The organism is Thomasclavelia saccharogumia DSM 17460, from assembly GCF_000686665.1.
In the GTDB taxonomy this organism is placed as follows: Bacteria; Bacillota_I; Bacilli_A; order Erysipelotrichales; family Coprobacillaceae; genus Thomasclavelia; species Thomasclavelia saccharogumia.
This window is the reverse complement of sequence record NZ_JMLH01000038.1, coordinates 1-13615: the sequence shown is the minus strand read 5'-3', so window position 1 is coordinate 13615 and position 13615 is coordinate 1. Positions and strand designations below refer to the sequence as shown.

Genomic DNA, 13615 nt, shown 5'->3' with positions numbered 1-13615 from the left:
ATCCATCCTTAACGTACATTTTTAGCCTGGTTTATTACCAGCGATAATTTATCGCGGAAATTCACTTTTCCTTCAATCAAACAAATTTCTCCACGAACTAAGATCTTTTTTAAAACCTGAAAACTACTTGCAAAAACAACTCCATCGATTTCTCCAGTTTCATCATAGCCTTCAACAAAACACATTTCCTGTCCTTTTTTATCAACGATAACTTTTACCCTCGATAAAGCCATTATAACTCTAACCGGTTTATTAAGATAGTTTTTCAATTCATTTATACTGATAATTTCCTGCTTTATATTTTCTTTTATCAAAGCGATTGGATGCATTGATAAATAAACCCCTAAAACAAGTTTCTCTTCTTCTAAAATTTTCATTCGATTATCTTTAACGATCGTTAAAATTGGCGGTTCATCAATGCCAATCGAATTCTTTAACTGCACATACTCCGTGATCTTATGTAAATTTTCCTTGATCGTACTACGGTTGAGCTTAAACTCGTCAAACGCTCCAGCCATGATCAAACTATCGATCATTTTACTATTAAGTTTACTTGACTCCATTCGGGAAACAAAATCAAATATATCTTTAAACAAACCTTTCTTTCTTTCTTCAACGATAGCAAGATATCCCGCATATCCAACGTTTTTGATTGCTAAAAGAGAATAACGAATATTACCATCTTCAACCTTAAAACGATCAGTTGAATAATTGATCGATGGTGGTAAAAGCCTAATTCCATATTTTCTGCCCTCTTGAATACAGCTTATCTTACTGCTGTCACTGCTTTGTTCATTAGATAATAAAGCACTAAAAAATTCTAAAGGATAATTAGCTTTTAAATAAGCTAACCAGTATGCTATATAGCCATAAGCAACGGAGTGTGACTTATTAAAACCATAATTAGCAAATTTTTCAATCAAATCAAAAACTTTATTACCTTCCTCTTCACTAAAACCGTTATTGATTGCACCATTTATAAATTCACTTTTCATCGAAGTCATTAAACTAACAGTCTTTTTCGATACGGCTTTTCTTAAAATATCAGCTTTAGCTAACGAAAATCCAGCTACTTTTCTAGCAACCTGCATGATTTGTTCCTGATAGATCATTATCCCATAAGTTGAAGATAAAATTGGTTTCAAACATTCTAAAGGATATGTGATTGGCTCTTGACCATTTTTGCGGGCAATATAAGCCGGAATATTAGCCATTGGTCCCGGTCTAAATAAAGCAATGGCTGCAATTACATCATCTAAACAATTACACTTCATCTTAATTAAAAGATTTTTCATTCCTGGTGATTCTAATTGAAAAATACCAAAAGTATCACCACTACTAATTAACTGATATGTTTTTTGATCATCAAGATCAATTTCATTAATATTAATTTTTATATCATAATTTTTTTCAATATCTTTGATTATATAGTCAATTATCGTTAAATTCTTTAATCCCAAAAAATCCATTTTTAATAATCCTACTTCTTCGATGTAATCTTTCGAATACTGAGTCATGATGCCATCATTCGGTCCCTTGACTAAAGGAACGACCTGATCTAAAGGATCATTAGATAATACTACTCCGGCTGCATGAGTAGAAATATTTCGTGGTAATTTCTCAACAGTAAAAATAGCAGGCATGATTTTTAGCAAAGCAGGATCTTTATTGACCATGGATTGAAAATTATATGATGTTTCATATACTTCTTTAGCACTCTTACGATTTTTATAATTAGTGGGAATATTTTTAGCTAAGAGCTCTAATTTCGGTAAAGGAACTTTTAAAACTTTACCTAAATCTTTTATCGCTACTTTAGGCCCATATGTTGAAAAAGTAACAATTTGCGCCACATGATCCTGACCATATTTATTAGTGACATAGGCAACTATTTCATCACGCCGATCATCTTGAAAATCAATATCAATATCAGGCATACTGATTCTTTCTTCATTCAAAAAACGCTCAAACAACAAATCATATTTTAAAGGATCAACATTGGTAATTCCTAAAACATAAGCAACTAAACTGCCGGCTACAGAACCTCTTCCAGGACCTACTAAAATTTTGTTTATTTTAGCATATCTAACGTAATCAAATACAATTAAAAAATAATCATCAAAGCCCATTTTAGTAATCACATTTAATTCTTTTTTTAATCTTTCCAAATAAATCGTTTTGATCTGTTCACCTTTAAAACGTTTCTTTAACCCGACAATACATAATTGACGTAAATATTCACTTGCTTTACCATTTTTAGGAACGGGATACTTAGGTAAATGCATCTGATGAACGGGAATCGTTGCATTACATAAAGTAATAATATAATTTGTATTTTCAATATACTTTTTATCAAAGATACTTTCCATTTCATAACTTGATTTAAGATATAACTGGTCGGTTACTGGAACATGATCTAACTCTAAAGTCGATCCTTTAGAAGATGCTTGTAACAATTCTAATGTATAAGCATCTTTACTATCGAGATAACGGACCTCATTGGAAACACAAACGGGAATATTTTCTAACAGAGACAAAGCAATCAAACGTTCATTTATTTTTTTTTGCATAGCAAGACCATGATCTTGTAAACAAACATAGAAATATTTAAAACTTTTTTTAAATAACTGTAAATATTTTAAAGCCTCGGATTCTAATTCCTTTAAAAGCAACCGCTCAATTATTCCTTCTTTACAGGCTGATAAAACAAATAAATGCTCCTGGTATTCTATCAATTTTTCTAATGCAGCTGCTTTATTAGCATTTCGCGATATATCACTCGCTAGATGGACTAAATTAAAATATCCCGTTGTATCTTTAGCTATTAAAATCAAAGGATATATCTCCTGTTCAATTTCAATACTAGCTTCGATTCCATAAATAGGTTTAATCCCGTATTTATGACAATAGCGGGTAAACTCCATAGCCCCGAACATATTATTTTTATCAGTTAAAGCTAGTGCCTCTAAGTGGAGATCACTAGCTTTTTTACATAAGTCTTCAATTAAAATCGTGCTATCTTGAAAACTATAAGAACTATATACTTGTAAATGACCTAGCATTATCCCCACATCCTTTCAAATTGTATTATACCACCAAATAGTCTATTTAAAAATGATTATTATAGAATTGCCCGAAATGAAAATAAAATAATCATGATTGCCAAGTATAAACAAAGACACATATAAAGCGTATCAAAAAAAGCAAATGTTGTAACTGCTAAAAGCCAAACTCTAAAACAATATAACGCCAAAACATAATAATGATACTGAACTTGTAAAACACAGAACCTTTTTTGCCAGCCAATAATAATAATTGAAAGTATGGCAGCAATCAAATGAAAGGGAATGATCCATAATGGGCATATTACCTGCATCATTAAAATTATACCACAAATAAATTGCAATTTTTTAATTCGTATCAACATATAACCACCTATCGTATTATATGAAATTTAATAAATAAAATGAAAAGAAGTGGATAATCAAAAGATTATTCCACTACATTGCATGCTTAATAAGTGCTTTCGCTAATTGATCAGGACAACTCGTTGGCTTACTGCCACAGCGAATTCCTTGTAAACGTTCAACAATATCAGTCACTTTCATTCCTTTTGCTAAAGCTGCTACACCCTGAGTATTTCCAGAACAGCCACCAATAAACTTGACATTATTAACAATACCATTATCGACATCAATAATAATTTGTTTGGCACATACTCCTTGAGGTTGAAATTTAATTTCCATCATGACCCCTCCTTACTTATAACCATTATAATTATAAATAAAAATAATGCAACTATTTTACTTTCTAACTAACTTTACGATCGTAGTCAAGTATGAATTATGACACGATGAATCTAACGCTACGATTTTTTCTAACCGATAATTGTTTTCTAATTCAGCCAAATCTTTAGCCAAGGTTGAATATGACTGACAGCAATAAATAATTGTTTTTATTTTTGCTATCTTAATACTATTTATAATTGTCTCACTTAATCCAAAACGTTCATTTTGAATTATCAGTGTATCGTAGATTTTCTTTTTAGCATAAATAACGATTTTTTGATCAAGATCACCAGCAATAAAAGTAATATTCTCTTTACGCTTATTATTTATTTTAGCATCTTCAATATGATATTTTTTCTCATCGATAGCAATCACTTCTTGTTCTAAATTAGATTCTAATAATCCTATTCCACAATTTAAAGAAATGATTTTTTGACTATCTTGTAACATCATCTTGATACATTGAATTTGTTTATAATATACAGCAATATTTTCTGGTAATTTAGACTTTGCTGAAACTAGATACTTTTTATCATCATTATATAATTCCAAATGACTAGGACCGTATAACTTTGTATAACCGGAATCATCGAACTCTTGATGTTTAGAAGTATTAATAGACATATAAACACTTGCAACATGTGGTATTTCAGTAATTTGACTTACTATTTTACGATCAATTCCATCACGCCCAGTAATAAAAACTAACTGAATCTGTTTATCAATCAATTTTACTTTAATAAATCTTAAACCTGTTTTAAATTTATCATTATAAATCTGACATTTATTATTCGTTAAAATATTTTCTAAAGCTGCTAATGTTTCATTGATCAAAGGATGCTGTTTAAAACATTTTGTCATCAATGTTAAATACTTGCTATCACGCTGATAAATACCAAATGTTATCTTTCCTTTAAATTCAACGATTGGTAAATTAACACTAGTAATAAACCCTTCTTGTTTGGGTGAAGCAATAACATCTTTAAAAACTGTTTCGTTTAAATCATATTGGGTATATTTTCTAATTGCCTCGCGAACAGCTTCCTTTTTAGCTGTTAACTGCTTGTAATAATCTAAATGCAGCAAAGTACATCCCTGGCAATTATCATATGCTTTACATCGAGGAATAACACGACTTTTTGATCGTTTAATGATCTTGATCAGCTTTCCTTCATAAAACGATCTTGTCTGCTTTGTTATTTCAACGACAACTTCTTCTTCTGGCAAAGCCCCAGGAACAAAAATAATCTTTCGATCAATATATCCAATTCCTTCACCATTGATTCCTAGCTTTTTAATTTCTACATTTTTTTTCATCCTACAATTTCCTCTTCATTTTCAACTTCATCAAGAATAGTCACTTTTAACTGTGCAATTCTATTTTTATGCATTTTTACTATTCTAAACAATACATTTCCTATTTTTACTTCCTCATCTATTTCTGGAACTTTTGAAATCTCTCCTAATACCAGACCACCAATTGATTCAAAATCTTCAGAATCAAAAGATGTTTTCAAACGATCATTGACTTCATTTAAATTTAAACTTCCATCAACCAAATATTCATTATCACCTAAAGAAATAATTTCTTCCTCTTCTTCTTTATCATATTCATCGTCAATTTCACCAACAATTTCTTCAACAATATCTTCAAAAGTAACGATTCCACTCATTACTCCATATTCATCAAGAACGATTGCTAATGTAGCATGTTCTTTACGCATCGATGCAAAAACATCAGATACTTCATTAAATTCATAAACAACAAAAGTATCTCGCATATAATCCTTTATTGAAAACTCATCAGGATCAATATTAAAAAATAATAAATCTTTAACATTTAAAACCCCAACGATTTCATCAAATGATTCACTATGTACAGGATAGCGTGAAAATTGACTACGCTGATAAATTTCCATTAATTCCTGATAAGAACAATCATCAGGAATACTCTCAACATGTATTCTTGGTGTCATAATTTCTTTGATTTCAGTTTCACCAAATTCAAAAACATTATGAATCATTTCTTTTTCTTCTTCTTCTAAAACTCCTTCTTCATGGCCAACAGTTACGATCGTTTTTAGATCTTCTTCGGTCATTGTTGGTCCATTATCATGATCACCACCTAAAATCTTAATAAAGAAACCAGTAATTATGTTTAAGAAAAATACTACAGGTGTAAAAATAAAACAGACAAAAGATGTAAACCGTGATAAAAACAAAGCAATTGCATCAGCATTTTTAGTAGCAAATGATTTTGGTGTAATTTCACCAAAAATAAGTATTGTCAAAGTTACAACACCGGTTGCTATTGCAACTAAAGTACCAGAATCTCCAAAAAGAGAAATTACAAATGATGTCGTTAATGAAGAAGCACCAATGTTCACTAAATTATTTCCTACTAGAATCGAACTGAATAAACGATCATCATTAGATAACAATTTTTCTACAATTGCTGCTTTTTTATTTCCTTCTTCTGCCAGATTACGCATTCTTATTTTATTAACAGATAAAAAGGCTGTCTCTGTACATGAAAAAACGCCTGAAAAAATAATTAAAATGACAAATATTATAATATTGACTATCTGGGTCGGGTCCACAATAAATCTTATCTCCTTATATTCATTAATTTTATCATTATCATAGTATAAACTATTTAAAAAGTCAAATTATGTTCATTTGAATCTTGTCTTTTAACTAAATCTTAATTTATAAAATAAAAACAGGCAAATAATTTTGCCTGTTAACCTAACATAATCACGATCGTAGACCCTGCCTCTACATATTCTCCTACTCGTGGTAATTGATCGATCACCTTATCCCCTTCACCAATAAATTTGAACTTCAATTCTGGATTACTCACTTCTTTTCTTGTTTTACCAATATAATTTTCTACTTTAACTGTTTTAGTATCAGTGATCGTATAAGCTTTTTGGCGCTGTGAAGAAACCTTTTCGATTCCCATGCTTGGTAAAATATCCACTAACATCTTTCTTGCAATCGGAGCAACAGTCGTTCCCCCATACTGGACACAATTTTTAGGATTGTCCATAGCTACATAGAGAACAATTTGTGGATCATCAATCGGGGCAACTCCAATAAACGAAAGAATATAACCACCATCTACATAACTACCATTTACTGCTTTTTGGGCTGTTCCCGTCTTCCCGCCAATTCGATATCCATCGATATAGGCATTTTTACCCCCACCATCAGTTACTACCGTTTCCAATGCATCACGTATTTTTTTAGAAGCCTCTTCACTAATAACTGTCCGCAAAGCCTCAGGCTGCTTTTCATAAATAATATCATTAGTATAACTGTCGATTATTTTATCAACTAAATACGGCTGATATAATGTTCCCCCATTTACACAGGCACATACAGCTCTTACCAGCTGCATTGGTGTTACTGAAATTCCCTGGCCAAAAGCTACAGTTGCCTGCTCCAGTTCATTAAAAGCATCATAATCAAACATGATTCCTTTTGATTCTCCGGGCAGATCAATTCCTGTTTTTTCTGTTAAACCAAATTTCTTTACATATTCATATAATTTATCTTTTCCAAGACGTCGTCCTATTTCTACGAAACCAGGGTTTGAAGAATTTTGCAGCACTTCCCTAAAAGTTTGCAGACCATGACCACCTTTTTTCCATGACTTGATTCTTGTCCCATTAACAATTTCATACCCTTGATCATAATAAGTATCTTTATCCATATCAAATAAATTTTCATTTAATGCTGATGCAAATGTAATTATTTTAAATGTTGATCCTGGTTCATAAGTCTTCCAAATCGGAATATTATGATTATAAACATCTTTATCAGCATTTTGATAATCATTAGGATCAAAATCCGGTTTACAGGCCATCGCTAATATTTTACCAGTAGCTGGTTCCATCGCTAGAGCCCAGATTCCATCAGGATCATATGTGTCATAAGCATTATTTAATTCCCGTTCAACAATATCCTGAATATCACCATCAATTGTCAACTGTAAATTAAAACCACTAGTTGGCGCACTATAAACGCTGGGATACAATGTCAAAGGATTACTCTTGGCATCCATATAATAATCGATACTACCATTATTTCCATTTAAATAACTATCATATTTTAGTTCTAATCCTAACAGCCCCTGATTATCAATTCCAACAAACCCTAATGTTTGGCCCAAATAATTACCCTTAGGATAATATCTTTTGGTATCTTTGATCAAATATACTCCAGGCAATTTTAAGCTGCTTATTTCAGTGGCAACTTCATCATCTAATTGTCGTCCTTCGGGTTGAATCCGTTGAATAGATACTTTTTTACTTAGTTTTTCCTGCATGACTTTAACATCAACTTCCAAAATATCTGCTAATTTTTCAGCCGTCATCGTAACATCTTTAATTTGACTAGGAACAACAACTAATGATGATGTCGTTAAATTAGTTGCTAAAACGTTATTATCACTATCTAATATCAAGCCACGGTTGGCTTCAACAGGAAAACTTCTTTGCCACAGATCTACTGCTTTATTATAAATATTTACACGATCAATAATTTGAATATAACCAATTTTTAAAATTATTGCTATTACAATAACGACCGTTATAATTTTTACCCATTTTATTTTATGTTTAGTTATTTCATATATCATCTTATCACCTCTACAATATATGAAAAAAGTAAGGTCATTAGACCTTACTGTAATGTAATAGTTAAAGCATCACCGCTATGTAAAATCGTTCCTTCCGGTAAACTTTGACTGGCAACAAGACCATTTCCACCATCAATACTAATGTTTAATCCTGACAAGGAGCCAAACGTCAAGACATCCTTACGCGACCAGCCTGTGAAATTTGGTAATGTGATATCCGATGATTCGGTTTTAATGAAAACACGATCATTTTTAGTGACTTTTGATTTAGCTTCAGGAAATTGTTCGATAACCGTTGATCCATTTCCAATCACTTGAACATTTAAAGTTTTTGATTCTAATTTTGATTTTACAAAATTAACACTTTGATTTATATAAGAATCTAATTTGTATTCTTCTATTGCTGTTTCATTATCAGCAGCATTATAAGAAGAAACAATTGATAGCGCTGATGGTACTATATTTTTAATAATATTAGCCTGATGTGTAGTAGTATCGTTATCAGGTCCTTGAAAAACAACTATCGAAATAATTTGCGGATCATCGTACGGAGCCATCCCTGCAAATGATTTAGTATAATCAGTCGTTGAATAAGTACCATTTTCACCAACTATCTGTCCAGTACCAGTTTTACCAATAATTTGTACACCATTATCTAAAGCAAATTTTTTAGCAGTACCCATACTTTCATTTACTACTCCTTTTAATAGGTCACGTACTTGCGCTACTGTTGAAGATGAAAATATTTTTTCAGAAAACTGTGTTTTTCCACTATATGTAACTTCATTATTTTCTTTATCGACGATACGATCGACTAAATATGGTTCAACCATTTTACCATCATTAGCGAAAACACTATAAGCCCGAAGCAATTGTAACATTGTAACTGTTGACCCCTGTCCAAAACCAGTTGTTAAATAAGCTGCCCGGCTCTTATCAGTTTCATACAGTGCTACACCTGAAGCTGATTCAAAGCCATCAATATTACTAGATTGGAAAAATCCTAATTTTTCATATGTATCAATAAGCTCATCTCGATTAGTGTAACCTTTTTCTAATAAGTTACAAATAGCAACATTACTAGAACGATAAAAACCTTCATCATAACTAATACTTCCCCAACCAGCACCATTATTATGGTCTCTAATTGGTCGACTGCCACCATAATCATATTTACCTGATTCATATAATGCACTGCCATCATATAAGCCGCTTTCAATTGAACTTGCATATACAAATGATTTAAATACTGATCCACATTCATAAGCTGTATCAAAGAAAAAATTCTTATAATCTTCAATATTACGTTCATTGGGGTTAAATGATGGATAACTAGATAAGGCTAAGATCTTACCAGTTTTAGCCTCCATAATCACAGCCGCAGCTTTCGTTGCCTGTGCCCCACTAGCTTCTGTAGCCAGTGAATAATCTAAATCACGCTGTAAAGAACTATTTAAAGTTAAATAAATATCTTGACCATTAACGGCATCCTGCTGCTTTAACATTCCATTAGGCAAAATATATCCTTTGGCATCTTTTTGATAAACTTTATATCCATTCTTTCCTGCTAAAGTATCATTATATATTGCTTCTAATCCCATCTCACCAACAAGACTTTTAACATTATTTTCTTCAACACTTTTAGCATAACCAACGATATAACTACAAAAATCCCCTAATGGGTAGTTACGAGAAGTCGCTTCTTCAAATTCCAAACCTGTTAATTTAGTCTCTTCGATCTGTTTCTTTTGACTGGCACTTAAATTATTTCCATAATTTCCAAATTCTACTTGATATTTTCCTTTATCAATAGCTTCCTGCATTTTTTGTGCCATTTCTACAGGATCCATACCAATAATTGGAGCTACTTCATTAGCAGTCTTTGTAACATCCGTTACGTGCGCCTCTTTATTAGCGTAGCCTGGTCTTTTACTAGAGACGACCGCAATTAATTTGAATTTTTGAACGTTCGTTGCAATTACTTCATTATCACTAGTATAAATTTCTCCTCTAGTTGCATATTCAACGGTTTCCACTTTACCTCTACTTTTAGCAAAAGCTTTGATATCACCATTGCTAATCAAGTGTTTACCAGTTACACCTAAATATACAATATTTACAACTAAAGAAAAAATAACTAGTGCAAAGACAACATAAGCTATCTTTGCACCTTTAAACTGGCTCATTATTATTCAGCCGGCGTCTCTGTAGTAGAGGCAGCTACAGATTCATTGCTATATGTATAACCTTTTTCACCCGCAATATCATTAAGACGTGAAAAAGATGCTAATTCTTGTTTTTGCATTTCTAAACTATCGATTTCATCCTGGAGCACTTTGATTTCTTTTTCTATTTGCTGTGCTTCTTGATTGCAAGAGGACTCCAATGATCTTACATAAGTGATTCCAAAAATGAAGATAACCATTGAAATGATTAAAAATCTTTGCGAAAAAGCTTCAAACTTTGTTTTCTTAACTCTATGTCTCATAATTACACCCTCTCTATTACTCTTAATTTTGCGGAATGTGCTCGATGATTTATTTCTAATTCTTCTTTTGAAGCAACAATTGCTTTTTTATTTACTAATTTATATTTAGGTAATAAATAATCTGGAATAACTGGCAATCCTGGAGGCACATCTTTTAACTTTGTCACATCATTAAAAGTATATTTACAAATTTTATCTTCTAAACTATGAAAAGTAATCACTGCAATTCGTCCACCACTATTTAATAAAACTAAAGAATCTTTCAAGGCTCGGTCAAATACATTTAATTCATCATTTACAGCAATTCTTAATGCCTGAAAAGTTCTTTTAGCGGGATGCCCGCCTTTCCTGCGAGCAGCTGCCGGGATTGCTTCTTTAATGATTTCAACTAATTGAAACGTTGTTTCAATCGGCTTGTTTACTCGCGACTGTTCAATTTTACGCGCGATTCTTTTAGCAAATTTTTCATCAGCATATTTAAATAGAATTTCTACTAACTGTTCATACGACCAGGTATTAACGATCGTATAAGCATCAAGAGAATTATTAGTATCCATCCGCATATCTAATCTTGCGTCATAATTATAGCTAAACCCTCTTTCACCAGTATCAAATTGAGGTGAAGAAACACCTAAATCAAATAAGATTCCATCTACTTTTGTTATCCCTAAATTACTTAATTCTGTTTTAATATTAACGAAATTTGAATATATGATCGTAAAATTATCACTTATTTCACTAAGTCGGCTTCTAGCTGCTGCAATTGCCGTTTGATCTTGATCAAAGCAATACAAGTGTCCTGTTGTAAGACGTTTTAAAATGGCACAGCTATGTCCTGCTCCACCTAGTGTACAATCAACATAAATCCCATCTTCTTTTATATTCAAACCTTCCACTGCTTCATTTAATAATACCGTTACATGATCAAACATTATTTTCTCCTATAAATCAAATCCATCTAATGACTCAGAAATTTCATCAAAATTATCTTTATTAGTATCATAATAGTCTTCCCATCGGGCTTGATTCCAAATTTCAACATGATCACCAACCCCAACTATGATACATTCTTTTTCTAATTTGCCTTCCAATCTTAAAACATTAGGAATATTAACTCTTCCTAATTTATCAAATTCACATTCACTTGCTCTAGAAGTGATAATTCTTACAAAATTACGAGCTTCTTTTTTGGTTTTGGGTAACGTTTGTAATTTTTGATAATAATCATTCCAGCCTTCTTGGGTATACAAAGCTAGACAACCATCAAAACCACGAGTAATAACAACACTCTTACCACATTGTTCTCTTAACTTTGAGGGAATAATAAGGCGCCCTTTGGCGTCAATATTGTGTCTAAATTCACCCATGAACATTTTAATCACCCACTTTTTAACACTCAGTAACATAAATTAACACTTCGTACCACCATTATATACTTTCTAAACCATTTTGTATAGACTTTTCTTCAAATAAGATATTTTTGGATATTTAAACAAAAAAAGGACTAATTAACGTAAAATAACGCTAATTAGTCCTATATTTTTATTAAAAAGCTCTTTTATGCTATTTCTTATAAAACTTTTTGCCCTTTATAAGTACCGCAATGTTTACAAACTTTATGAGACATTTTGTATTCACCGCATTCTGGACATACAACTACAGCTGGTGCTGTAAGCTTATCGTGAGTTCTTCTCTTATCTCTTCTTGTTTTTGATACTCTTCTAAATGGTACTGCCATCAGTATAACCTCCTGTTTAATCTTTAAAATAATCTTTTAACTTAGCTAATCTAGGATCAATGTATTCCTCATTATTTTCACTAGCATCACTACTATCTAATATTCTCCAACCTTTACCTTCTGATTTAATATTAGCATCGTCTTTCACTACTCTCATCGGCACTTCGAGCATAATATTTTCGAATACCACGGGAGTAAGATCAACAATATCTTTCTTCACTTCGTGAACATCCTCAAGAGGTGCCGGTTTGTCAAAAGCAAACACCTCTGTTGAATTAATCTCAAAAGGATACTCAACATCCTCTAATGTCATTGCACATGGAAGAATCATCGTCCCCTTGATATTAAGATCAACATATAAACGTTTATCTTTTAAATCAAGATTACCGGTTCCTGAGACAATAATGTCCTTCAAGTCATTAATTTGCGCATATTGGTCAAATAATTCTGAAGGAAAAGTAAGTCCTTCTTCAAATTCAAATTTTCCACGATGCTTAACAATCCATTGTAAATTGTATTTCAAAATAATCACCCTTCTATAACCGCAATGACAATTATATATAAAATAATACCATAAGTCAACCTAAAAAATACTTGTTTTTATCGTTTTCTGATTCAAATATGATAATGTCTTAATGTATCCAAGTTGATAATGTCTCAGCTAGCTGAGACATTATCAAAAAATTGTGTTATACTTTGACCTCATGGTTTGGAGGTCGTTTTATGAGAAAGGTTGAATTAAGAATGAATGAATTAAAAAAATATGAAATTATTAAAAAGCTGGTTGATACTGATGGCAATAAGAAAAGAGCTGCTATTAAAATTGGTTGTTCCATTAGAACTGTTAATAGACTTATCATCAAATACAAGAAGTTTGGTAAAGCTGGTTTTATTCACGGCAATCGTGGCAGAATCCCTTCTACTGCTATCCCTCTTGATAAAAAGAATTTGATTAT

General features: G+C 31.7%; 12 protein-coding genes and 1 pseudogene. 1 reads left to right on the top strand and 12 read right to left on the bottom strand.

Annotated elements, in window-relative coordinates:
* Window positions 1-8 precede the first annotated feature (8 nt).
* From dnaE to BR82_RS0109115, 12 genes are all read right to left on the bottom strand, one after another.
* The gene (gene dnaE / locus BR82_RS0109170) at window positions 9-3062 is read right to left on the bottom strand and encodes a DNA polymerase III subunit alpha (RefSeq protein ID WP_027089947.1); all 3054 of its coding nucleotides are present in this window, start codon (window positions 3060-3062) and stop codon (window positions 9-11) included.
* Window positions 3063-3121: 59 nt separating this feature from the next.
* A complete protein-coding gene (locus tag BR82_RS0109165) occupies window positions 3122-3427 on the bottom strand; it encodes a hypothetical protein (protein WP_027089946.1) in 306 nt (101 codons plus the stop codon).
* Between the two features lie 73 nt (window positions 3428-3500).
* Window positions 3501-3746: a TIGR03905 family TSCPD domain-containing protein gene (locus tag BR82_RS0109160; RefSeq protein ID WP_027089945.1), complete on the bottom strand. Its 246-nt coding sequence runs from the start codon at window positions 3744-3746 to the stop codon at window positions 3501-3503.
* A 57-nt stretch (window positions 3747-3803) separates the two neighbouring features.
* Window positions 3804-5105 carry a 23S rRNA (uracil(1939)-C(5))-methyltransferase RlmD gene (gene rlmD / locus BR82_RS0109155; RefSeq protein ID WP_027089944.1) on the bottom strand — a complete coding sequence of 434 codons (1302 nt, stop codon included), beginning with the start codon at window positions 5103-5105 and terminating at the stop codon, window positions 3804-3806.
* A complete protein-coding gene (locus BR82_RS0109150) occupies window positions 5102-6388 on the bottom strand; it encodes an HlyC/CorC family transporter (RefSeq protein ID WP_027089943.1) in 1287 nt (428 codons plus the stop codon). The genes rlmD and BR82_RS0109150 overlap by 4 nt, the downstream gene beginning before the upstream one ends.
* A 143-nt stretch (window positions 6389-6531) precedes the next feature.
* Window positions 6532-8433, bottom strand: a complete 1902-nt coding sequence (locus BR82_RS0109145; RefSeq protein WP_027089942.1) for a penicillin-binding transpeptidase domain-containing protein — start codon at window positions 8431-8433, stop codon at window positions 6532-6534.
* Between the two features lie 44 nt (window positions 8434-8477).
* Window positions 8478-10619: a penicillin-binding protein gene (locus BR82_RS0109140; RefSeq protein WP_027089941.1), complete on the bottom strand. Its 2142-nt coding sequence runs from the start codon at window positions 10617-10619 to the stop codon at window positions 8478-8480.
* A 2-nt stretch (window positions 10620-10621) separates the two neighbouring features.
* A complete protein-coding gene (locus BR82_RS0109135) occupies window positions 10622-10921 on the bottom strand; it encodes a hypothetical protein (RefSeq protein ID WP_024721895.1) in 300 nt (99 codons plus the stop codon).
* Window positions 10922-10923: 2 nt separating this feature from the next.
* Window positions 10924-11853, bottom strand: a complete 930-nt coding sequence (rsmH, locus tag BR82_RS0109130) for a 16S rRNA (cytosine(1402)-N(4))-methyltransferase RsmH (RefSeq protein WP_027089940.1) — start codon at window positions 11851-11853, stop codon at window positions 10924-10926.
* Between the two features lie 9 nt (window positions 11854-11862).
* Window positions 11863-12294: a division/cell wall cluster transcriptional repressor MraZ gene (gene mraZ / locus BR82_RS0109125; RefSeq protein ID WP_024721893.1), complete on the bottom strand. Its 432-nt coding sequence runs from the start codon at window positions 12292-12294 to the stop codon at window positions 11863-11865.
* A gap of 197 nt (window positions 12295-12491) precedes the next feature.
* On the bottom strand, window positions 12492-12659 hold the full coding sequence (gene rpmF / locus BR82_RS0109120) for a 50S ribosomal protein L32 (protein ID WP_027089939.1): 168 nt from the start codon (window positions 12657-12659) through the stop codon (window positions 12492-12494).
* Between the two features lie 16 nt (window positions 12660-12675).
* The gene (locus BR82_RS0109115; RefSeq protein WP_051592807.1) at window positions 12676-13191 is read right to left on the bottom strand and encodes a YceD family protein; all 516 of its coding nucleotides are present in this window, start codon (window positions 13189-13191) and stop codon (window positions 12676-12678) included.
* Between the two features lie 191 nt (window positions 13192-13382).
* On the opposite strand from BR82_RS0109115, the pseudogene BR82_RS15580 reads away from it, so the two are divergent.
* A pseudogene (locus BR82_RS15580) lies at window positions 13383-13615 on the top strand (ISNCY family transposase); the annotation flags it as partial.

What these genes read in the sequence shown, in the direction of transcription:
- mraZ (WP_024721893.1), bottom strand. Translation starts at nt 12,294, where the DNA reads ATGTTCATGGGTGAATTTAGACACAATATTGACGCCAAAGGGCGCCTT.
- rpmF (WP_027089939.1), bottom strand. Translation starts at nt 12,659, where the DNA reads ATGGCAGTACCATTTAGAAGAGTATCAAAAACAAGAAGAGATAAGAGA.
- BR82_RS0109160 (WP_027089945.1), bottom strand. Translation starts at nt 3,746, where the DNA reads ATGGAAATTAAATTTCAACCTCAAGGAGTATGTGCCAAACAAATTATT.
- rlmD (WP_027089944.1), bottom strand. Translation starts at nt 5,105, where the DNA reads ATGAAAAAAAATGTAGAAATTAAAAAGCTAGGAATCAATGGTGAAGGA.
- BR82_RS0109145 (WP_027089942.1), bottom strand. Translation starts at nt 8,433, where the DNA reads ATGATATATGAAATAACTAAACATAAAATAAAATGGGTAAAAATTATA.
- BR82_RS0109135 (WP_024721895.1), bottom strand. Translation starts at nt 10,921, where the DNA reads ATGAGACATAGAGTTAAGAAAACAAAGTTTGAAGCTTTTTCGCAAAGA.
- BR82_RS0109140 (WP_027089941.1), bottom strand. Translation starts at nt 10,619, where the DNA reads ATGAGCCAGTTTAAAGGTGCAAAGATAGCTTATGTTGTCTTTGCACTA.
- rsmH (WP_027089940.1), bottom strand. Translation starts at nt 11,853, where the DNA reads ATGTTTGATCATGTAACGGTATTATTAAATGAAGCAGTGGAAGGTTTG.
- BR82_RS0109165 (WP_027089946.1), bottom strand. Translation starts at nt 3,427, where the DNA reads ATGTTGATACGAATTAAAAAATTGCAATTTATTTGTGGTATAATTTTA.
- dnaE (WP_027089947.1), bottom strand. Translation starts at nt 3,062, where the DNA reads ATGCTAGGTCATTTACAAGTATATAGTTCTTATAGTTTTCAAGATAGC.